The following is a 21,189-nucleotide window of genomic DNA, read 5'->3' as shown; positions in this document are numbered from 1 at the left end:
GGCCCGGAAAAAGCTGACGATTGTACTCAAGCTTAGGTGAAACGCACGGGGTTTTTTGTGCCTTGCAAGCGCCAGGCAGGTCAGTCTCGCCCGGCGAATTCCTGCTCGGCATCCCAGCCACCGCCCAGCGCGGCAACCAACTGCACGCTGGCCACCAGGCGCCCTTGCAGCAGGTTCAACACACTGCGCTCGTTGCTCAGCGCGGTGGTCTGCACATTGACCACATCGAGGTAGCCGATCAGCCCCGCGCGATACTGGTTCTCGGTCAGGCGCAGCGACTCGCGCGCAGCATCCAGCGCTTCCTGGCGCACCACTGCCTCATCGCCATACACCTTCAACTGCACCAGCAGGTTCTCCACTTCCTTGAAGCCGTCGAGCACGGTCTGGCGGTACTGCGCCACAGTCTGGTCATACACCGCCACGGTACGGTCCACTTCGGCGCTGCGCTTGCCGGCGTCGAACAGGGTCAGCGCCAGCTGCGGGCCCACCGACCAGTAGCGGTTGGGCAGCTCGATCCAGTTGTTGAAACTGCTGCTGGAATAGCCGCCGCTCATGCTCAGGCTGAGGTCCGGGAAATACGCCGCACGTGCCACGCCGATGTTGGCGTTGGCAGCCATCACATTGCGTTCGGCGGCGGCAATGTCCGGGCGCCGCTCGAGCAACTGCGAAGGCAGGGACACCGGTATCTGCGGCAGCGCCGGTATGCTCTTGCTGTCGGCCAGGGCAAACTCGGCCGGCGCCTTGCCCAGCAACACGGCAATGGCGTTCTCGAATTGCGCACGCTGCCAGGCCAGGTCGATCAGGTCGGCCTGAGTGGTTTTCAGCTGGGTGCGCGCCTGGGCCACCGCATCCGGGCCGGCAACGCCCGCGCGGTATTGGTTCTGGGTCATCCGCAGCGAACGCTCATAGGCCGCCACGGTGGCTTCCAGCAGGCGCTTCTGCTCGTCGATCACCCGCAATTGCAGGTAGTTCTGCACCAGTTCCGACTGCTGGCTGAGGCGGATCGCGGCCAGGTCGGCCAAGCTCGCTTCGGCACTGGCCTGGTTGGCATCGAGGGTTTCGCGCAGCTTGCCCCACAGGTCGATTTCCCAGCTGACGCCGAGCTGGGCATTGTAGGTGTTGCGAATACCGCTGCTGTTGTTGGACAGGCTGGAACTGGAGCTGCCGGTGCCCTGGGCCGAGCGGTTCTTGCCGACACTCAGGTCGAGGCTGGGGAACAGGGCTGCGCGGCTGCTGCGCACCAGCGCCTGGGCCTGACGATACTGGGCTTCGGATTGTGCCACGGTCTGGTTGCTGCGGTTCAGTTCCTCGACCAGCGCATTGAGCCCGGCATCGCCGTAGATTTCCCACCAGGCCCCGCGGGCGATGGCATCGGACGGCGTGGCCTGGGTCCAGCCTGCGGCGTGTTTGAATTGCGCCGTGGCACTCGTCTCAGGGCGATGATAGTCCGGGCTCAGGGTACAGGCACTGAGCAAGGCTACGCACAACCCGGCACCGAGCAGGCGTGAGCCACGCGCACGGGCCAGCACCTGCAGGGTTCGGTGAAGCGGGGTCTGGGCAAAATTCATAGCGGGGTATCCAGGGCGGCGTCGGTGCGCACGCCGCGCCAACGGTTGAAACGGTGCCGCAGGCGGTCCAGGTACAGGTACACCACCGGCGTCGTGTAAAGGGTGAGGACCTGGCTGAACACCAGCCCTCCGATGATGGTCAGGCCCAGCGGCTGGCGCATTTCCGCACCTTCGGCGCGGCTCAGCAGCAGCGGCAAGGCGCCGAGAATGGCCGCCAGGGTGGTCATCAGGATCGGTCGCAGGCGCAGCAGGCAGGCACGGCGGATCGACTCCTCCGGTGACAGGCCCTGATGACGCTCCAGTTGCAAGGCCAGGTCGATCATCAGGATGGCGTTTTTCTTCACCACGCCGATCAGCAGAAACAACCCGAGCAACGAGATCAGGCTGAACTCGCCTCCAGTGAGGTACAACGCCAGCAAGGCGCCAACGCCGGCCGAGGGTAACGTCGACAGAATGGTCAACGGGTGGATATAGCTCTCATAGAGGATGCCCAATACCAGGTACACCAGCACCAGCGCGCCAAGGATCATCAGCGGCTGGCCTTGCTGGGTCTTGGCAAAGGCGTCGGCACTACCACCGAGCCTGGCAATCACTTCCTCCGGCAGGCCCAGCTTGGCCACCGCGCGCTCCAGCGCCGCCATGGCCTGGTCGGGGCTGTAGCCTTCGGCGATGTCGAAGGCGATGCTCTCGGCGGCGAATTGCCCTTCGTGGCTGACCCGGTCGTTGGCCAGGCTGTTCTCGTAATGGGCGATGGTCGACAACGGAACGCGGGCACCATCGGCGGTGATTACCTGCACCTGCTCCAGCGTGCTCGGGTCCCAGGCGTATTTCGGGTTGATCTCCAGTACCACCTGGTACTGGTTGAGGCTGTCGTAGATGGTGGAGATCTGCCGTTGGCTGTAGGCGTTGTTCAGCACCGTGGTGACCATGTCCATGTCGATCCCCAGGCGCTTGGCCTGGTCACGGTCGACCACCAGGGTCACCTGCTGGGTCCCGGCCCCGTCGCGGGCATCAATGGCCGTCAGCTGCGGCAGCGCACGCAGTGCTGCGACCACTTTCGGGAACCACTCGCGCAACGCCGCCAGGTCGCCACTCTGCAGGGTGTACAGGTACTGCGACGAGGTCTGGTCACGGCCACCACCGCCCAGTTGCAGATCCTGGTCGGCCATCAGGAACAGGCGCCCGCCTGGCACCTTGGGCATCTCTTTGCGCAGACGTTCGATCACCTTCTGCGCATCAAGCTTGCGCTCGTGAATCGGCTTCAGGCGCACCAGCACGAAGGCGTTGTTGGTGCCGCTGTTGCCGCCGATGAAGCCGGCAACGCTCTGCACCGCTGGGTCGGCCAGCAGGGCACGGCGGTAGATTTCCATCTTCGGTTGCATCACGCTGAACGACAAACCGTCATCGCCACGGATGAAGCCCATCAGCTGGCCAGTGTCCTGCTGCGGCATCAGTGTCTTGGGGACCACCACGTACAGGGCGATGTTAATGGCGATGGTCGCCAGCAGGCTGACCAGGGTCAGGCGCTTGTGCCGCAAGGCCCAGCCCAGACTGCGATCATAGGCATCGACCATGTTCCGGTGCAGCTTGTCGCTCCAGCGCTGCAGGCGGGTCTGCTCGGCCCGGTGCGGTTTCAGCCAGCGGGCACACAGCATCGGCGTGAGGGTCAGCGAAACCACCAGCGACACGATGATCGCCGCCGCCAGGGTGACCGAGAACTCCTGGAACAGGTTGCGCACGATGCCGCCCATGAACAGGATGGACACGAACACCGCCACCAGGGACACGTTCATCGACAGCAAGGTGAAGCCCACCTCCCTGGCACCGAGATAGGCCGCCTTCAACGGCGGCTGGCCATCCTCGATATGCCGGGAAATGTTTTCCAGCACCACGATGGCATCGTCCACCACCAGACCGGTGGCCAGGATCAGCGCCATCAGCGACAGGTTGTTGAGCGAGAAGCCACACAGGTACATGACCGCGAAGGTGCCCACCAGCGACACCGGCACTGCCAGGCTGGGGATCAGCGAGGCGCGCAGGCTGCCCAGGAACAGGTAGACCACCAGGATCACCAGCACCACCGCGATCAGCAGGGTATGCTCGGCCTCCTTCAGGGTGGCCTTGATCACCGGCGAGCGGTCCATGGCCACGTCCAGTTGCACGCTGGCCGGTAACAACGACTGCAAGGCCGGCAGTTGCGCCTTGATCTGTTCCACTGTCTCGATGATGTTGGCGCCGCTCTGGCGGTTGACCACCAGCAGGACGGCACTCTGGTCATTGAAGAAACCGCTGTTGTAGCGGTTCTCGACACCATCGGTAATGGTCGCCACGTCGGACAGGCGCAGGATGGTACCGTTTTGCTGGCGGATCACCACCGGCTCGTAGTCAGTGGCGCTTTCCAGCTGGTCGTTGGCCCGCACCTGCCAGTTACGCCCGGCATCCTCGACAAAACCCATGGGCCGGCGTTGGTTGGCGTTGGCCACCGCCGTGCGCACCTCGTCCAGCGACAGGCCGTACTGGTTGAGCAATTGCGGCTCGACGGCGATACGCACAGCCGGCAACGAGCTGCCGCCGATCTGCACCTCCCCTACCCCCGGCACCTGGGCCAGGCTTTGTGCCAGGATGGTGTCGGCCAGGTCATACAGCTGGCCTTTCTGCAGTACCTCGGAGGTCAGCGACAACACCATGATCGGCGCCTGCGAGGGGTTGACCTTCTTGTAGGTGGGCATGCTGCGCATGCCGCTGGGCAACAGGTTGCGGGTGGCGTTGATCGCGGCCTGCACCTCGCGCGCCGCCCCGTCGATGTCCCGGCCGATCTCGAAACCGATGATCACCCGGGTGGAGCCCTGGTTGGAGCTGCTGGTCAACGTGGTCACGCCAGCGATGCTGCCCAGCTTGCGTTCCAGCGGCGTGGCCACGGTGGAGGCCATGACCTCGGGGCTGGCGCCGGGCAGGTTGGCCGTCACCACGATCACCGGGAAGTCCATCTGCGGCAGCGGTGCCACCGGCAGCAGGCCGAAGCTGACCCCACCCAGCAGCATGATCGCCAGGCTCAGCAGCATGGTCGCCACCGGGCGACGGATGAACGGGCCGGACAGGTTCATGCCTCGGCCTGCCTGGCGTCAGTGGCCGGGCGCCAGCGCCGGGCCAGGCGGTCGAAATACAGGTAGATCACCGGCGTGGTGAACAGCGTCAGCACCTGGCTGACCAGCAACCCGCCGACCATCACCAGGCCCAGCGGCTGGCGCAGCTCGGCGCCGGAGCCGGTAGCGAGCATCAGTGGCACGGCGCCGAACAGCGCGGCCAGGGTGGTCATCAGGATCGGCCGGAAGCGCAACAGTGCCGCCTGGTAGATGGCATCGCGCGGGCTCATGCCCTGGTGGCGCTCGGCCTCGAGGGCAAAGTCGATCATCATGATCGCGTTCTTCTTGACGATGCCGATCAGCAGAATGATGCCGATGATGGCGATCATGCCCAGGTCATTGCCGCTGATGAGCAAGGCCAGCAAGGCCCCAACCGCTGCCGAAGGCAGGGTGGACAGGATGGTCACCGGGTGGATGTAGCTTTCGTACAGCACGCCGAGCACGATGTACATTGTCACCACCGCCGCCAGAATCAGCAGCAGGGTGCTCGACAGCGACGCCTGGAAAGCCTCGGCGGCGCCCTGGAAGCGGGTTTGTACGCCCAGCGGCATGCCGATGTCCTGTTGCACCTGATCGATCACCTGCACCGCCTCGCCCAGCGACGCGCCGTGGGCCAGGTTGAACGACAGGGTCACCGCCGGGAACTGGCCAATGTGGGAAATCGCCAACTGCGCCTGGCGCTGCTCGATGCGCGCCAGGGCCGACAGCCGCACCTGGCCGCCATCGCTGGCCTTGACATGGACCGACTCCAGCGCCTGCGGGCCGATGACCGCCGCGTCTTTCGACTGCAGCACCACGCGGTACTGGCTGGCCTGGGTGTAAATGGTGGAGATCTGCCGCTGGCCAAACGCGTCATACAGGGCGTTGGTGATCTGCGACACGCTGATGCCCAGTCGGCTGGCCATATCGCGGTCAATCACCAGGTACACCTGCAGGCCCTTGTCCTGCAGGTCGCTGGCCACGTCGGCCAGCTCCGGGCGCTGCTGCAGCGCCTGCACCAGTTTGCCGCTCCACTGCGCCAGCAGGTCGGCATCCGGCGAGGACAGGCTGAACTGGTACTGGGTGCGGCTGACCCGATCTTCGATGCTCAGGTCCTGCACCGGCTGCATGAACAGGCGAATGCCCACCAGGCGGTCGAGTTGCGGCTGCAGGCGGCTGATCACCTCGCTGGCGCTGACATCACGCTCGCCATGCGGCTTGAGGTTGATCAGCAGGCGGCCGCTGTTGAGCGTGGCGTTGTCGCCATCGACACCTATGTAGGACGACAGACTCTGCACTGCCGGGTCCTGCAGGATCACCTTGCTCAAGGCTTGCTGGCGCTCGCTCATGGCGGCGAACGAGGTGGCCTGCGGCGCTTCGGAAATGCCCTGGATCACCCCGGTATCCTGCACCGGGAAGAACCCTTTGGGCACCACCATGTACAGGAACACGGTCAGCGCCAGGCTGGCCACGGCGACCAGCAGGGTCAGCGGCTGGTGCTTGAGGACCCACTGCAGGGCATTGCCGTAATGCCTGATCAGCCAGTCGATCCAGGCGCCACTGGCGCGGTAGAAACGGCCCTGTGCTTCAGGCTCGGGCTCACGCTTGAGCAGGCGCGCGCACATCATCGGAGTGAGGGTCAGCGACACCACCAGGGAAATCAGGATGGCCACTGCCAGGGTGATGGCGAACTCACGGAACAGGCGGCCAACCACATCAGCCATGAACAACAGTGGGATCAGTACCGCAATCAGCGAGAAAGTCAGCGAAACCAGGGTGAAGCCGATCTGGCGCGCGCCCTTGAGCGCCGCCTGCAGGGGCGTCTCGCCCTCCTCGATGTGCCGGGAGATGTTCTCCAGCATGACGATGGCGTCGTCGACCACGAAGCCGGTGGCTATGGTCAGGGCCATCAGCGTCAGGTTGTTGACCGAGAAACCGGCCAGGTACATGACACCGAAGGTGCCGATCAGCGACAACGGTACGGCAATCGACGGAATGATGGTGGCACTGAAGCGGCGCAGGAAAACGAAGGTGACCATCACCACCAGGGCGATGGCGATCAGCAGTTCGTGCTGCACGTCCTTGACCGCGGCACGGATGGTCTGCGTGCGGTCGGTCAGCACCGAGACATCGAGGCCGGCCGGCAGGTTGTCGGTGATCGACGGCAACAGGTTCTTGATGCGGTCAACCACCTCGATGACGTTGGCGCCCGGTTGGCGCTGGATATTCAGCAGCACCGCGTGGTTGTCGTTGGCCCAGGCGGCCAGGCGCTCGTTTTCCGCGCCGTCGACGATTTCGGCGACGTCCTTCAGGCGCAGCGGTGCCCCGTTGTTGTAGGCCAGGATCAGGTTGGCGTATTCCTCGGGAGAGCGCAGCTGGTCGTTGGCGTCGAGCATCGAGACGCGGGTCGGCCCGTCGAAGTTGCCCTTGGGCTGGTTGACGTTGGAGGCGCCGATCAGGGTGCGCACGTCCTCCAGGTTCAGGCCGTTGGCGGCCAGCGCATCGACGTTGACCTTGATCCGCACTGCCTGGCGTTGGCCACCGGCGATGCTGACCATGCCCACGCCACTGATTTGCGCGAGCTTCTGCGCCACACGGGTGTCGACCAGGTCGTTGAGTTTGGGCAGCGGCATGGTCTTGCTGGATATGGCCAAGGTCAGTACCGGGGTGTCGGCCGGGTTGACCTTGTTGTACACCGGCGGCGCCGGCAGGTCGCTGGGCAGCAGGTTGCTGGCGGCATTGATCGCGGCCTGCACCTGCTGCTCGGCAACGTCCATGTTCATGTCGAGGTTGAAGCGCAGGGTCAGCACCGAGGCGCCGCCGGAGCTGGTCGAAGCCATCTGTTCCAGGCCCGGCATCTGCCCGAACTGGCGCTCCAGTGGTGCGGTAACGGCACTGGTCATGACCTGCGGGCTGGCGCCGGGATACAGGGTCATGACCCGGATGGTCGGGTAATCGACCTGCGGCAAGGCGGAAACCGGCAGCAGCTTGTAGGCGATCAGGCCGGCCAGGACGATGGCCAGCATGCTCAGCGTGGTGGCGACCGGCCGCAGGATGAACAGGCGCGAGAGGTTCATGCGCCCGCCTTGCCTGCTGTTTTACCGGGCTGTGTTTCACCGGCGTGAGCCGAGCCCTTGGCCTCCTGCCCCTGCAGGTGCTGGCCGGGTGTGGTCGGCACTTGCGAGCTGTCGTCGACCACTTCCACCTTGCTGCCTTCGCGCAGGCGGTCGGTGCCTTCCAGTACCAGGCGCTCGCCGGCCTTGAGGCCGTCGAGGATGACGCTGCGCTCGCCGTCGCTGGCGCCCACCTTGAGCTTGCGCACGTTCACCGTGTTCTGCTCGTTGACCACGTAGGCGAAGGTGCCATCATTGCCGAACTGGATCGCCGCTGTCGGGGCCATGGTCACCTGCCTGAGGGTGTCGGCCAGCAGGCGCACGTTGACGAACTGGTTGGGGAACAGGGCGAGGTCCTTGTTCTCGAAGCGGCCCTTGAACTTGAGGGTACCGGTGGTGGTGTCGATCTGGTTGTCGATGCTGCCCAGCACACCGCTGGCCTGCAGCTTGCTGTCGCTGCGGTCCCAGGCTTCGACCGGCAGGCTGGCACCACTACGATAGCGCTCCAGCACAGTGTTCAGCTCGGTTTCCGGCAGGGTGAAGGCAACGCTGATCGGTTCGGTCTGGGTGATCACTACCAGTGCGGTGGTGTCGTTGGCCGCGACCAGGTTGCCCAGGTCGAGCTGGCGCAAACCCACACGGCCGTTGATCGGCGCACGGATCTGGGTGAATTCGAGGTTCAGCCGGGCGTCGTTGACCTGCGCCTGGTTGGTCTTGATCAACCCCTGGAATTGCGCGACCTGCGCCTCGGCGGTGTCGAGGGTTTGCTTGGCGATGCTGTCTTCGGCGTACAGGCCCTTGTAACGGGCCAGGTCGACCTGGGCGTTCTTCAGCTGAGCCTGGTTCTGCGCCAGGGTGCCTTCGGCCTGTTGCAGGGCGATGCGATAGGGGCGCGGGTCGATCTCGGCGAGCAGGTCGCCGGCCTTGACCTGCTGGCCTTCCTTGAAGTGGATCTTCACCAGCTCGCCGGCCACGCGGCTGCGCACGTTCACGGTGTTGGTCGCGGTGACCGTGCCCAGGGCCTTGTAGTACAGCGGAAAGTCGCCCACCCGCACTGGCTCGACACGCACCGGTACCGGGTCGCTGGAGCCGCCGAAGCCCGGGCGGCCGCCCATCATGCCCATGCCCGCGCCCTTGCCGCCGCGCCCGCCACCGGCTTCCTTGTGTGCCGGCGTCGGGGCAGGCCACAGCCACCAGGCCAGTGCAGCCACCAGCAGGAGGATCAGCAGGCCGACGAGCCAGCGACGGGGGGAACGGAAATTGGGCACTTGCATGGGTTGAACGAACCTTGTCCGGAATGACGACCTGGGAGGATGAAACGATAAGCACTGACATCGCTTTAGCAAAGGGCCTTTACCAGAGGTTTACCTTTGCCTGACGTTGCCAAGACCCTGAACTTTAAATGAAAACGGCCCGGAACGCGTTCCGGGCCATTTACAGGGTATTGCCTGGAGCGGTGCGGGCCCGAGGATTCCGTAGCCCATGCCCGCGAAAGGGCCAGTACAGGCTATAAATGCCCGCACCGCCCTGACACAACCCTTACTTCAGTGCAGCCAGCGCCGCATCGTAGTTCGGCTCGTCGGCGATTTCGCCAACCAGCTCGCTGTGCAGCACCTTGTCGTTTTCGTCCAGCACCACCACCGCGCGCGCAGCCAGGCCGGCCAGCGGGCCGTCGGCGATGGCGACGCCGTAGTTGTCGAGGAACTCGCGGCCACGCAGGGTCGACAGGTTCTTCACGTTGTCCAGGCCTTCGGCACCGCAGAAGCGTGCCTGGGCGAATGGCAGGTCGGCGGAGATGCACAGCACCACGGTGTTGCCCAGATTGTTGGCCTGGGCGTTGAACTTGCGCACGGAGGTGGCGCAGGTCGGGGTATCGACGCTTGGGAAAATGTTCAGCACCTTGCGCTTGCCGGCGTAGTCCTGCAGTGACTTGTCGGCCAGGCCTTCACCGACCAGGGTGAAAGCCGGAGCCTGCGCGCCTGGCTGCGGCAGCTTGCCGTTGACCTGGACCGGGTTGCCTTTGAGAGTCACTTGAGCCATGACGAATTCCTTATGCGGGGGTTTGGAAAAGGACACTGAGTTAAGCATGAAGGCGGCCAGGTGCCTATGGGGCAAGTGAAATTGTTCTATTGCCAGGTTTTTATGTAGACAACATACAGATGCCCGGCGTCGAGTCAGCAGCCAAGCCCCATTCCGGGCTGCGAATACGAGCCTGTTACAAGTTGAGCTATCCCTGACAAGTACCGAAGTAACAAGTCGCCCTTGTCTGCTGGAACTTCAGGAACCACAAGCAATACATTGCTGAAACCTGGATCAGGTTGCAAAAAAATGCCCGGGGAGCGACAAACACCCCGGGCATGCTTTATCGCAAGAAGTGCATCAGCTCATCAGGCTGTACACCACCGAGCTCAGCGCAACCAGGCCGACCACCACGACGAACACATTGGACGCCGCGCCGCTGTATTTGCGCATCGACGGTACGCGGCGAATGGCGTACATCGGCATCAGGAACAGCAGCACTGCGAGAATAGGCCCGCCCAGCGACTCGATCATGCCGAGGATGCTCGGGTTGAGGGTGGCAACGATCCAGCACACCACCAGCATCAGCGCGGCAACCATGCGGTCCAGGGCCTTGGCACCCGGGCGCGCGCCGGTCTTGGCGATAATGCCCTTGAGGCCTTCGCTGGCGCCGATGTAATGGCCGAGGAACGACTTGGCGATGGCCACGAAGGCGATCAGCGGCGCGGCAAAGGCAATGGTCGGGTTGCTGAAGTGGTTGGCCAGGTACGACAGGATCGACAGGTTCTGGGCCTTGGCTTCGGCCAGCTGGGCGCTGCTCAGGGTGAGCACGCAGCTGAACACGAAGAACAGCACCATCAGCACCATCAGCAGGTGGGCACGACGCAGGATCTGGCCACTGCGTTCATCGGCGTGCGCGCCGTAGCGGCGTTTCTGGTCGACGGCAAAGGCCGAAATGATCGGCGAGTGGTTGAAGGAGAACACCATCACCGGAATCGCCAGCCACAGGGTATGCAGGAACGCCGACGCCTGTGGCACCTGGTGGGCGCTGTCGAGGATGCCGCCGGTCCAGTGCGGGACCAGATACAGGCCCAGCAGCGCCAGGGCAACGATGAACGGGTAGACCAGCAGGCTCATGACCTTGACGGTGGCCTGCTCGCCGCAGCGCACGATTGCCAGCAGGCCGAGGATCAGCACGAACGACAGGATGGCCCGCGGCGGCGGCTCGATGTGCAGCTGGTGCTCGAGAAAGCTGGCCACGGTGTTGGTCAACGCCACGCTGTAGATCAGCAGGATCGGGAATATCGCGAAGAAGTACAGCACGGTGATCGCGGCGCCGGCGGATGCGCCGAAGTGCTCCTTCACCACCTCGGTGATGTCGCCGTCATCGCGCCCCGAGAGAACGAAGCGGGTCAGCCCACGGTGGGCAAAGTAGGTCATCGGGAAAGCCAGCGCGGCCAGGATCAGCAGCGGCCAGAAACCGCCAAGGCCAGCGTTGATCGGCAGGAACAGGGTTCCGGCGCCGATGGCTGTGCCGAACAGGCCCAGCATCCAGGTGGTGTCGTGACGCGACCAGCTGCCAAGGGTGGCGGGGGTCGATTCTGCAAAGCGTTGTTCAACGCTTGGGGCCTGCTCATTCATTCCGGGTGAAGCTCCACTCGCAAGACTGCAACAGGCTGAGAATGGCGAAATAGACGTTCCGCCCAACTCAACCGGAAAAGAGGGGCGCGATTGTGCACGGAAAGGGTGCACTTGCGAAGCCCTATCCGAGGGACGGTTGCACTTGTCTTTACAAGCGGGTTGTGCCTGCAGGCTGAAGCAAAGCTGAAGGAGCGTCCTGTGGGAGCGGCCGTGCGTCGCGAAAGGTGTGCGCAGCGCCCCAGCTTCGCCATCAAATAGTGCTCAGAACGGGCACACGTGGCGGGATGACCTGCCAAGACGCGAGGATCCAACGCAGATGCAGAGTTCCGCGTGATCAATGTGGGAGCGGTTTACCCGCGAAGCAGGCGACGCGGTGGATGGCACAGGCTTCGCCCGTGTTCGCTGGGCAAGCCCGCTCCCACAGGAATAACGCCAGCTTTGGACATTTGAGCAAGACAGTTGCTCACACAAAGGCCAGCTCCCACAGGAGGGGCCGCTCAGGCCCCTGCCGGTCTTACTTCTGCACCGCAGCGAACGCTTCGGCAACCCGTTGCAGGTTCGCCGGGCGCAGGCCGGACATGCACACCCGGCCGCTGTCGATCAGGTACACGCCGAACTCGTCGCGCAGGCGGCGTACCTGCTCGACGCTGAAGCCGGTGTAGCTGAACATGCCGCGCTGACGCAGGAAGAACTGGAAGTCCTGGCCTGGCAACAGCACAGCCAGGGCATCGACCAGCGCCTGGCGCATGTCGAGGATCCGCTTGCGCATCACTTCGACTTCGGCCGCCCACTGGGCATTCAGGCCGGCATCGCCGAGCACACCCGCGACCAGTTGGGCACCGAAGTTGGGTGGGCTGGAGTAGTTGCGGCGCACGGTGGCCTTGAGCTGGCCCAGCACGCTCTGGGCAGTGGCCTCGTCGTCGCAGACCACCGACAGGCCACCGACGCGCTCGCCATACAGCGAGAAAATTTTCGAGAACGAATTGCTGACCAGGCACGGCACGCCGGCGCGGGCCATTTCACGGATGGCGTAGGCGTCTTCTACCAGGCCTTCGGCGAAGCCCTGGTAGGCGATGTCGAGGAACGGTATCAGCTGGCGCGCCTTGACCACTTCGACCACTTGCTGCCACTGGTTCTGGTTCAGGTCGGCACCAGTCGGGTTGTGACAGCACGGGTGCAGCAGCACCACGCTGTTGGCCGGCAACGCCTGCAAGGTCGTCAGCATGCCATCGAAGTCCACGCCACGGGTGGCCTGGTCGAAGTACGGGTAGGTGTGCACCTTGAAACCGGCGCCTTCGAAGATGGCGCGGTGGTTGTCCCAGGTCGGGTTGCTGACCCAGACTTCCGATTGCGGGAAGTAACGCTTGAGGAAGTCGGCACCGACTTTCAGCGCGCCGGAACCGCCCACGGTCTGCACGGTGGCCACCCGGCCAGAGGTCACGGCCGGGTGATCGGCCCCGAACAGCAGCGTCTGGATTGCCTGGCGATAGCTGGCCAGGCCTTCCATCGGCAGGTACAGCGAAGCTTCGTGGTCCTGGCCGGCGATGCGTTTTTCCACCGCATCCACAGCCGCCAGTTGCGGCACCACGCCGGCCTCATCGTAGTACAGGCCGATACTCAGGTTGACCTTGTCGGCGCGCGGGTCGGCCTTGAAGGTTTCCATCAGCGAGAGGATCGGGTCGCCGGCATAGGCATCGACATGTTTGAACACAGCGTGCAGCTCCTTGGATCAGGACAGTACGGAAAGTCAGCCCTGAGCATACCCGCAGAGCGAGGCCAGGAACATCAACTATTGTGCAAGGTTGTCCATGCAACAATGCATGGCTGCGAATCGGGCGGCTGAATTCTTCGCAGGCCTGCCCGCGAAGATGGCGGTTCAGCCAAGCAGCGCCTTGAGGCCCTGCAGCTCCTGCTCGGTCAGCGCCACGCCCTCCTCCTCGGCCACTTCCCGCTCCCGATAACGCCGTTCACCTGGCATACGGCTCAGCCCGGCCGCCTGCATCTGCTCCACCAGTTCGCGGCTGCGCTGGGCAAAGCGCTCGCCCTCGGCCTTGCTCGGGTCGATGACGATGATCAGCTGGCCGGTCCATGGCGTCTTCGCGCCGGGGTGCCCCGACCAGTCGAACTCCCAGGAGAAATGCCCGCCGGTCAGAGCCGCCGCCAGCAACTCGACCATCATCGACAGTGCCGAGCCCTTGTGCCCGCCAAACGGCAGCAAGGCGCCGCCCTCCAGGATCGCCTGGGGGTCGGTGGTCGGCTTGCCATTGGCATCCACGCCCATGCCTTCAGGCAACTGCTGGCCGGCGCGCGCGGCGATCTGTACGTCGCCGTGGGCCATGGCGCTGGTGGCCATGTCGAAGACGATCGGGTCATGTTCGGCGCAGGGCGCGGCGAAGGCGATGGGGTTGGTGCCGAACAGCGGCTTGCGCGCGCCATGCGGCACCACGCAGGTCATGCTGTTGACCACGCTCAACGCCACCAGGCCTTCGTCAGCGAAGGGTTCCACGTCTGGCCACAGCGCGGCGAAGTGGTGCGAGTTGTGAATCGCCAGCACGGCGATACCAGCGTTGCGCGCCTTGGCCACCAGCAAGTCACGGGCCGCCGCCAGCGCCGGCTGGGCAAAGCCGCCTGCGGCATCGACACGTACGTAGCCAGCCGCGACATCGCTGACCTGCGGCGTGGCCTGGCCATCGACCCAGCCGCTGGCCAGGGTCGAAACGTAGCCGGGCATGCGGAACACACCATGGCTGTGGGCACCATCGCGCTGGGCGCTGGCGCAATTGTGGGCCAGCACGCTGGCGACGCCATCGCTGCAGCCGTGGCGCTGGAAAATGGCCTGCAAGAGGCACTGGAGCTCGGTGAAAGGCACACGCACGACGGTGCTGGGGGAAGGTGCGGACATCTGAAGCTCCTTGTTGGAATTGGAATGGCTACAGCGTTGCAACGACAAAAACTTTCCTGCATGTGACAGCTATCTGTCAATTGTTGACTTGATGACAGAAAACATTCATTTTCTTTCGCAAGCCTCACCCATGGAGCCGCAGCATGAGCCAAATGATCAAGCAACGTCTGGAACACAGCCTCGAAGGGGCCGCTGCTTCGGGCCGCAAGATCGCCACCTACATGCTTGCCAACCTGCATGAGCTGCCATTTCAGACCTCGGCCAGTATTGCGGCGAAGCTGGGCGTCAGCGAATCCAGCGTAGGCCGCTTCTGCCGCTCGCTGGGTTATGCCCACCTCAAGGCGCTCAAGCAAGACCTGCAGAACGACCTGGGCGATGGCCCGTGGTTGGTGGGTGACCGCTTGCAAGATTACCGCCAGAACCAGGACGCGAGCGACAACGTCGGCAGCCTGAAGCTGGAAATCGCCGCCCTGGTGCGTGTGCACGAGTATCGCCAGAGCAGCGCCTGGCACACCGTTGCGCAACGCCTGGCAAGCAAGCCGCGGGTGTTCATCGCCGGTTTCCAGACCGAACGCGGCATCGCCATGTGCATGAGCCATCTGCTGCAGTACCTGCGTGATGGCGTGCAACTGGTCGATCTCGGCGCCGGGCACTTTGGCGACGTGTTGCTGGGCCGCGTCGAAGACAGCGCCCTGCTGGTGTTCGAGGCGCGCCGTTATTCCCGCCACGCCCTGCTGTTGTGCCAGAAGGCGCGCGAGGCTGGCATTGCGGTCACCTTGGTCACCGACACCTTCTGTGACTGGGCCGATGCCAACGCCGACGAGGTGTTCCGTATCCCCACCGAGTTCAACCTGTTCTGGGAGTCCACCTCGGCCATGCTGTCGTGGGTACACCTGATGGTCAACGAGGTCTGCAAGAAGCTCGGGCCGGATGTTGAAAGACGCTTGGAAGCAACTGCCGCTCTACATAACGAGTTCGTCGGCTACACCTCGTGGTCGACGGGAAAACAACAATAGCAAGAGTGCAAGAGGTGCGAGATGAACAAGACCATGGCCTTGGTGGGTGCGTGCGCCCTGCTGCTGTCGGGTGCCGCCAGTGCCGAAACCCTGCGCTTCGCCACCGAGGGTGCCTACCCGCCCTTCAACTATGTCGACGCCGATAACCAGCTGCACGGCTTCGATGTCGACATCACCCACGCCCTGTGCGAGCAGATGAAAGTCGAATGCACCCTGGTGGCACAGGACTGGGAAGGCATCATCCCCGCCCTGATGGCACGCAAGTACGACGCGGTGGTGGCCTCGATGATCAACACCGAGGAGCGGCGCAGGAAGATCGCCTTCACCGACCATTACTACCGCACACCGCTGACCGTCGCCGTGGCCAAGGACAGCAAGATCAGCGACGCCCAGACCAACTTCGACGGCTATACCGTCGGCGCGCAGTCGTCGTCGACCCAGGCCATCTACGCCGAAGACGTCTATGCCAGGGCGGGCGCCGACGTGAAGCTGTACCCGACCATGGACGAAGCCAACGCCGACCTCGCTGCCGGCCGTCTGGACGGCGTGATTGCCGACAAGTTTCCGCTGCAGGAGTGGATGACCAGGAACGGCGGCGACTGCTGCAAGATCCTCGGCGATGTGGCCAACACCAAGGCTGACGCCGCGATTGCCGTGCGCAAGGACGACGAAGCCTTGCGCCAGCGCCTGAACACCGCACTGCAACAGATCGTGGCCAACGGCACCTACCAGAAGATCGCCAGCAAGTACTTTGCTTTCGACATCTACAACTGATCTTCAGGAAACTGCGCAATCTGTAGGAGCGGCCTTGCGTCGCGACAGGGCCGCAAGGTGGCCCCGGCAATCCCTGCCACGGCATAGATCCCGGGGCTGCTCCGCAGCCCTTTCGCGACACAAGGCCGCTCCTGCAATGAGTCCGCATTGCCCATCCTAGGGGTTTGTCATGCTCGATCAATTGTCCTTGCTGTCCTTCGCCAGCGGAGGCTGGGGCCAGGCGCTGCTGGCCGGCGCCCTGGTCACCCTGTCCCTGGCCCTGGCCTGCTTGCCCATCGGCCTGCCGCTGGGCCTGCTCGTGGCCCTCGCGGCACGCTCGCGCAAGCGCTTGCCACGGCTATGGGCCACCACCTTTTCCACCGTGTTCCGTGGCCTGCCCGAACTGCTGACGCTGCTGATCATCTATTACGGCTGCCAGATCGCCGCGCAGAAGATCCTCGCGGCCATGGGCTATCCGGGCGAGTTTTTGATCAACACCTTCCTCGCCGCGATGATCGCCTTCAGCCTGGTATTCGCCGCGTTTTCCAGCGAAATCTGGCTGGCAGCCTTCAAGACCTTGCCCAAGGGCCAGTGGGAAGCGTGTTCGGCGCTAGGCCTGAGCAAACGCACCGGCTTCTTCAAGGTGCTGCTGCCGCAACTGACCCGCATCGCCCTGCCCGGCCTGTCCAACAACTGGCTGTCGCTGCTCAAGGACACTTCACTGGTGTCCACCATTTCGCTGGTCGACCTGATGCGCCAGACCAACCTGGCGGTCAGCGTGACCAAGGAACCGATGTTCTTCTATGGCGTCGCCTGCCTGGGCTACCTGCTGTTCGCCGCCCTCTCCGGACGGGTGTTCGCCTGCATCGAACGGCGCAGCAACCGCCACCTGCAAGGAGCACGCGCATGAGCCTCGAACAACTGCTGGCGCTGGTTATCGACCCCAACCTGCTGGAGCGCTACGGCCCGCGCTTCCTCGACGGCCTGCTGGTGACCGCCAAGCTGGTGGCGATTTCCTTCAGCCTGGGTGCGGTGCTGGGCCTGCTGCTGGCCCTGGCGCGCATGTCGCGCAGCCTGTTGCTGCAACGCATGGCGGCCGGCTACGTGTACTTCTTCCGCGGCTCGCCGCTGCTGGCCCAGCTGTTCCTGCTGTACTACGGCCTGGGCTCGTTCAAAGGCTTCTGGCAGGACGTCGGCCTGTGGTGGTTCTTCCGCGAGGCGTGGTTCTGCACACTGCTGGCATTCACCCTGAACACTGCCGCCTACCAGGCCGAGATATTCCGCGGCAGCCTGATGGCCGTGGCTCCTGGCCAGCATGAAGCAGCGCGGGCGCTGAACCTGAAGCGCTCGACCACCTTCTTCAAGGTGATCCTGCCGCAGTCGCTGCTGGTGGCCATCGGCCCGCTGGGCAACGAACTGATTCTGATGATCAAGGCCAGCGCGATCGCCTCGCTGGTGACCATCTACGACCTCATGGGCGTGACCAAGCTGGCCTTCTCGCGCAGTTTCGACTTCCAGATCTACCTGTGGGCCGCGGTGCTCTACCTGCTGATCGTCGAACTGGTACGGCGCCTGTTGAAACACCTGGAAGCCCGCCTGGGCCGCCACCTGAATTGACCGAAGGATACGTTCCAATGCATTGCCAGACCCTTGTCCTCGGCGCCGGCATCGTCGGCGTCAGCACCGCGCTGCACCTGCAGGCCCGCGGGCGCCAGGTGATCCTGATCGACCGCGACGAACCGGGCAGCGGCACCAGCCACGGCAATGCCGGGTTGATCGAGCGCTCCAGTGTCATCCCCTACGCCTTCCCCCGGCAGTTGGGCGCGCTGCTGCGCTATGGTCTGAACCGCCAGCCCGATGTGCGTTACAGCCTGCTGCACCTGCCCAAGGCGGCACCGTGGCTGTGGCGTTACTGGCGTCAGTCGGCCCCTGGCCGCCTGGCCGGGGCTGCCGCCGACATGCTGCCGCTGGTGCAGCGTTGCGTCGAGGAACACGATGCACTGATCGCTGCCGCCGGCCTGGAAGGCCTGGTGCAGGCCAAAGGCTGGATCGAAGTGTTCCGCGACCCGGCGTTGTTCGCGCAGGCCAAGGCCGACGCCAAAGGCCTGAGCCGCTATGGCCTGCAGTTCGAAATCCTCGAATGCGGGCAACTGCAGGCCCGCGAACAGCAACTGGACGCTACCGTGGTCGGCGGTATCCACTGGCTCGACCCCAAGACCGTGAACAACCCTGGCGCCCTCACCCGTGGCTACGCCAGCCTGTTCCTGCAACGCGGCGGGCAGTTCCTGCATGGCGATGCACGCAGCCTGCGCCAGGTCGCCGGCCAATGGCAGGTCGGCAGCCGCCGCGGCCCGATCACCGCCGATGAAGTGGTGGCCTGCCTCGGCCCACAGTCCGCCGACCTGTTCAGCGGCCTGGGCTATGAGATCCCACTGGCGATCAAGCGTGGTTACCACATGCATTACAGCATCCGCGACGGTGCGCAGCTGGAGCACTCCATCTGCGATACCCAGGGTGGCTACGTGCTTGCGCCCATGGCCCGCGGCGTGCGCCTGACCACCGGCATCGAGTTCGCGGCCAGCAGCGCACCGGGCAACCAGATTCAGCTGGGCCGCTGCGAAGCCCTGGCCCGCAAGCTGTTTCCGGCGCTCGGCGAGCGCCTGGACGACACCCCCTGGCTGGGCCGCCGCCCATGCCTGCCGGACATGCGCCCGGTGATCGGCCCGGCCCCGCGCCACCCAGGGCTCTGGTTCAACTTCGGCCATGCCCACCACGGCCTCACCCTGGGGCCGGTCAGCGGTCGCCTGGTGGCCGAACTGGTCACTGGCGAACACCCCTTCACCGACCCCGCGCCCTATAGCGCGACCCGTTTCGACTGAACCCACGCGGGAGAACAACAAAGATGACCGCACCACTGAGCCTTGCCAGCCTTGCCCCCGAACCCGACCCGCGCCCGGTGCTGATCCGCATCGAGGGCCTCAACAAGCACTACGGCGCGTTCCATGTACTGCGCGATATCAACCTGCAGGTGCGCGAAGGCGAACGCATCGTGCTATGCGGGCCGTCCGGTTCGGGCAAGTCGACCCTGATCCGTTGCATCAACCGCCTGGAAGTGGCCCAGCAGGGCAGCATCAAGGTCGATGGCATCGACCTGGCTGCCACCACTCGCGAAGCGGCACGTGTGCGCAGCGACATCGGCATGGTGTTTCAGCATTTCAACCTGTTCCCGCACATGAGCGTGCTGGACAACTGCCTGCTGGCGCCCACCAGCGTGCGCGGGTTGTCGCGCAAGGACGCCGAGGAGCGGGCGCGCATGTACCTGAGCAAGGTGGGTATCGAAAGCCAGGCGCACAAGTACCCCAGCCAGCTGTCCGGTGGCCAGCAGCAGCGTGTGGCGATTGCCCGGGCGCTGTGCATGAAGCCACGCATCATGCTGTTCGACGAGCCCACCTCGGCGCTGGACCCGGAAATGGTTGCCGAAGTGCTGGATGTGCTGGTGCAACTGGCCGGCACCGGTATGACCATGCTCTGTGTCACCCATGAAATGGGCTTTGCCCGGCAGGTTGCCGAGCGGGTGCTGTTCCTTGAGGGCGGGCAGATCATCGAGGACAGCCCGCCGCAGGTGTTCTTCAACCAGCCGCGTACCGACCGGGCCAAAGGCTTCCTGGCGCAGATACTGCACTGAGCGCAGCGAGGAATGCCGGTGCTACCCTACCGCCGCCCAGCCAGCCCTGGGGAGTTGCAGCCTTCAGGCCTTGCGTACCTGTGGGAACTGGCTGGCCGACGATGGGGCGGTGGCACACACCCAGTGTCACCTTCATTGCAGTGCTGCAAAGACCCGACTGCATCGTTAAATATTATTGACCATACCCCCCACCAAACCCACGCCGCAACAGGCCTGCATCGGTTTCACCGCCCAAAAAACGGTGCATCCCGCATGTTCGAGCCCCTTCCACTCGTTTGACATATCGAACGGCTCTGGCAAGCTATCTACAAGCCCCGACCGGAATCGTCGCCTCTGACGAGCCGGCAGTGCTCGGGGCTTCAGGCTGCACCCAAGGCCGCGCGCCGTGCACCTGCACAACAACGACAGGCCGAACCTGTCCCAAGGTGACATATGTCCAACAGCAACATTGGCAACAAGCAACCTTCCCTGCGCAAACCCGTCGTCCTGATGACCATGGGCAGCCAAGAGCGCAAAGGCCATGACTACCAGGTCATGACCCACAAATACATCACTCCGCTGGTCGAATTCGCCGATTGCGTACCGGTGCTGGTACCCACCTGCTGCGGCATCGATGACCTCGAAACCTATCTGGACATGGCCGACGGCGTGTACCTGACCGGCGCTGGCAGCAACATCGACCCGGCCCTGTACGGCCAGGAAAACCAGACTCCCGGCAAAAGCCAGGACAAGAACCGCGACCTGTTCGACATCCCGCTGGTCAAGGCGGCGATCAAGCGTGGCCTGCCGATCTTCGGCATCTGCCGTGGCATGCAGGAAATCAACGTGGCCCTGGGTGGCGACATCTACCAGAAGGTCTACGCCGAGCCCGGCTTCAATGACCACCGGGAAAACCCGGAAGACCCGGTGGAGGTGCAATACGCCCAGGTCCATGGGGTGAAGATCGAGCCAGGCAGCTGGCTGCATGACACCTTGGGCACCGACGAAATTCGCGTCAACTCGCTGCATGGCCAGGGCCTGCGCAAGCTCGGCACCGGCATCGAGGCCATCGCCCACGCCGAAGACGGCCTGGTCGAGGCGATTCACGCCCCGAGCCTCTCGCCGTTCCTGTTCGCCGTGCAATGGCACCCAGAGTGGCAAGCGGCGAGCAACCCGGACTCGATCAAGATCTTCCAGGCCTTCGGCGATGCGTGCCGGGCCCAGGTACGCAAGGCGCAGATCAAGCGCCAGCAGGCTGCCTGACCTTCGTTTTACTGCGCTTTGATCGCGGGGCGGCGCAAGGCCGCCTCAGCTTCCCCGGTCACCCTCTGCTGGTCCCAGAACATTTCCCGTGGAAGCGGGCGGCGGGCTTGTGCCTGTCTCCGCGATCT

The 21,189-nt window shown here is 64.3% G+C and carries 15 protein-coding genes; 7 read left to right on the top strand and 8 right to left on the bottom strand.

Going from position 1 to position 21,189, the window contains the following annotated elements:
• Positions 1-80: 80 nt before the first annotated feature.
• From B4L76_RS09625 to B4L76_RS09590, 8 genes are all read right to left on the bottom strand, one after another.
• Complete coding sequence (locus B4L76_RS09625; RefSeq protein ID WP_296232050.1) at positions 81-1,568, bottom strand: efflux transporter outer membrane subunit; 1,488 nt, start codon at positions 1,566-1,568, stop codon at positions 81-83.
• A complete protein-coding gene (locus B4L76_RS09620; protein ID WP_296232049.1) occupies positions 1,565-4,672 on the bottom strand; it encodes an efflux RND transporter permease subunit in 3,108 nt (1,035 codons plus the stop codon). The genes B4L76_RS09625 and B4L76_RS09620 overlap by 4 nt, the downstream gene beginning before the upstream one ends.
• Positions 4,669-7,767, bottom strand: coding sequence for an MdtB/MuxB family multidrug efflux RND transporter permease subunit (locus B4L76_RS09615; protein WP_296232048.1), 3,099 nt, complete (start codon positions 7,765-7,767; stop codon positions 4,669-4,671). The genes B4L76_RS09620 and B4L76_RS09615 overlap by 4 nt, the downstream gene beginning before the upstream one ends.
• Positions 7,764-9,077 carry an MdtA/MuxA family multidrug efflux RND transporter periplasmic adaptor subunit gene (locus B4L76_RS09610; protein WP_296232046.1) on the bottom strand — a complete coding sequence of 438 codons (1,314 nt, stop codon included), beginning with the start codon at positions 9,075-9,077 and terminating at the stop codon, positions 7,764-7,766. The genes B4L76_RS09615 and B4L76_RS09610 overlap by 4 nt, the downstream gene beginning before the upstream one ends.
• 265 nt (positions 9,078-9,342) lie before the next feature.
• Positions 9,343-9,843, bottom strand: coding sequence for a thiol peroxidase (gene tpx / locus B4L76_RS09605; protein WP_296232045.1), 501 nt, complete (start codon positions 9,841-9,843; stop codon positions 9,343-9,345).
• Between the two features lie 339 nt (positions 9,844-10,182).
• Positions 10,183-11,463, bottom strand: a complete 1,281-nt coding sequence (locus tag B4L76_RS09600; RefSeq protein ID WP_296232043.1) for a serine/threonine transporter — start codon at positions 11,461-11,463, stop codon at positions 10,183-10,185.
• 514 nt (positions 11,464-11,977) lie between these two features.
• Complete coding sequence (locus B4L76_RS09595; RefSeq protein ID WP_296232042.1) at positions 11,978-13,174, bottom strand: aromatic amino acid transaminase; 1,197 nt, start codon at positions 13,172-13,174, stop codon at positions 11,978-11,980.
• A 165-nt stretch (positions 13,175-13,339) separates the two neighbouring features.
• On the bottom strand, positions 13,340-14,365 hold the full coding sequence (locus B4L76_RS09590; protein ID WP_296232041.1) for an Ldh family oxidoreductase: 1,026 nt from the start codon (positions 14,363-14,365) through the stop codon (positions 13,340-13,342).
• 143 nt (positions 14,366-14,508) lie between these two features.
• Between B4L76_RS09590 and B4L76_RS09585 the strand changes: the two genes are divergently transcribed.
• The 7 genes from B4L76_RS09585 (at position 14,509) to B4L76_RS09555 (ending at position 21,061) form a co-directional block, all read left to right on the top strand.
• Positions 14,509-15,381 (top strand): MurR/RpiR family transcriptional regulator, encoded by an 873-nt coding sequence (locus tag B4L76_RS09585; protein ID WP_296232040.1) that lies wholly within the window; start codon positions 14,509-14,511, stop codon positions 15,379-15,381.
• Positions 15,382-15,402: 21 nt separating this feature from the next.
• On the top strand, positions 15,403-16,155 hold the full coding sequence (locus B4L76_RS09580; RefSeq protein WP_296232039.1) for a transporter substrate-binding domain-containing protein: 753 nt from the start codon (positions 15,403-15,405) through the stop codon (positions 16,153-16,155).
• Positions 16,156-16,324: 169 nt separating this feature from the next.
• The gene (locus B4L76_RS09575) at positions 16,325-17,044 is read left to right on the top strand and encodes an ABC transporter permease (RefSeq protein WP_296232038.1); all 720 of its coding nucleotides are present in this window, start codon (positions 16,325-16,327) and stop codon (positions 17,042-17,044) included.
• On the top strand, positions 17,041-17,751 hold the full coding sequence (locus tag B4L76_RS09570) for an ABC transporter permease (protein WP_296232036.1): 711 nt from the start codon (positions 17,041-17,043) through the stop codon (positions 17,749-17,751). The genes B4L76_RS09575 and B4L76_RS09570 overlap by 4 nt, the downstream gene beginning before the upstream one ends.
• 17 nt (positions 17,752-17,768) lie before the next feature.
• On the top strand, positions 17,769-19,013 hold the full coding sequence (locus B4L76_RS09565) for an NAD(P)/FAD-dependent oxidoreductase (protein WP_296232034.1): 1,245 nt from the start codon (positions 17,769-17,771) through the stop codon (positions 19,011-19,013).
• Positions 19,014-19,036: 23 nt separating this feature from the next.
• Positions 19,037-19,819: an amino acid ABC transporter ATP-binding protein gene (locus tag B4L76_RS09560; protein ID WP_296232032.1), complete on the top strand. Its 783-nt coding sequence runs from the start codon at positions 19,037-19,039 to the stop codon at positions 19,817-19,819.
• Between the two features lie 432 nt (positions 19,820-20,251).
• Entirely contained in the window at positions 20,252-21,061 is an 810-nt protein-coding gene (locus B4L76_RS09555; RefSeq protein WP_296232030.1) for a gamma-glutamyl-gamma-aminobutyrate hydrolase family protein, read from the top strand.
• The last annotated feature ends 128 nt before the right edge of the window (positions 21,062-21,189 follow it).

The organism is Pseudomonas sp. UBA4617, from assembly GCF_002386445.1.
In the GTDB taxonomy this organism is placed as follows: domain Bacteria; phylum Pseudomonadota; class Gammaproteobacteria; order Pseudomonadales; family Pseudomonadaceae; genus Aquipseudomonas.
The sequence above is the reverse complement of the archived record's forward strand: the minus strand, read 5'-3'. Positions and strand labels throughout refer to the sequence as shown.

What these genes read in the sequence shown, in the direction of transcription:
- B4L76_RS09555 (WP_296232030.1), top strand. Translation starts at nt 20,252, where the DNA reads ATGTCCAACAGCAACATTGGCAACAAGCAACCTTCCCTGCGCAAACCC.
- B4L76_RS09580 (WP_296232039.1), top strand. Translation starts at nt 15,403, where the DNA reads ATGAACAAGACCATGGCCTTGGTGGGTGCGTGCGCCCTGCTGCTGTCG.
- B4L76_RS09570 (WP_296232036.1), top strand. Translation starts at nt 17,041, where the DNA reads ATGAGCCTCGAACAACTGCTGGCGCTGGTTATCGACCCCAACCTGCTG.
- B4L76_RS09620 (WP_296232049.1), bottom strand. Translation starts at nt 4,672, where the DNA reads ATGAACCTGTCCGGCCCGTTCATCCGTCGCCCGGTGGCGACCATGCTG.
- B4L76_RS09600 (WP_296232043.1), bottom strand. Translation starts at nt 11,463, where the DNA reads ATGAATGAGCAGGCCCCAAGCGTTGAACAACGCTTTGCAGAATCGACC.
- B4L76_RS09610 (WP_296232046.1), bottom strand. Translation starts at nt 9,077, where the DNA reads ATGCAAGTGCCCAATTTCCGTTCCCCCCGTCGCTGGCTCGTCGGCCTG.
- B4L76_RS09590 (WP_296232041.1), bottom strand. Translation starts at nt 14,365, where the DNA reads ATGTCCGCACCTTCCCCCAGCACCGTCGTGCGTGTGCCTTTCACCGAG.
- B4L76_RS09585 (WP_296232040.1), top strand. Translation starts at nt 14,509, where the DNA reads ATGAGCCAAATGATCAAGCAACGTCTGGAACACAGCCTCGAAGGGGCC.
- B4L76_RS09615 (WP_296232048.1), bottom strand. Translation starts at nt 7,767, where the DNA reads ATGAACCTCTCGCGCCTGTTCATCCTGCGGCCGGTCGCCACCACGCTG.
- B4L76_RS09560 (WP_296232032.1), top strand. Translation starts at nt 19,037, where the DNA reads ATGACCGCACCACTGAGCCTTGCCAGCCTTGCCCCCGAACCCGACCCG.
- tpx (WP_296232045.1), bottom strand. Translation starts at nt 9,843, where the DNA reads ATGGCTCAAGTGACTCTCAAAGGCAACCCGGTCCAGGTCAACGGCAAG.
- B4L76_RS09565 (WP_296232034.1), top strand. Translation starts at nt 17,769, where the DNA reads ATGCATTGCCAGACCCTTGTCCTCGGCGCCGGCATCGTCGGCGTCAGC.
- B4L76_RS09575 (WP_296232038.1), top strand. Translation starts at nt 16,325, where the DNA reads ATGCTCGATCAATTGTCCTTGCTGTCCTTCGCCAGCGGAGGCTGGGGC.
- B4L76_RS09625 (WP_296232050.1), bottom strand. Translation starts at nt 1,568, where the DNA reads ATGAATTTTGCCCAGACCCCGCTTCACCGAACCCTGCAGGTGCTGGCC.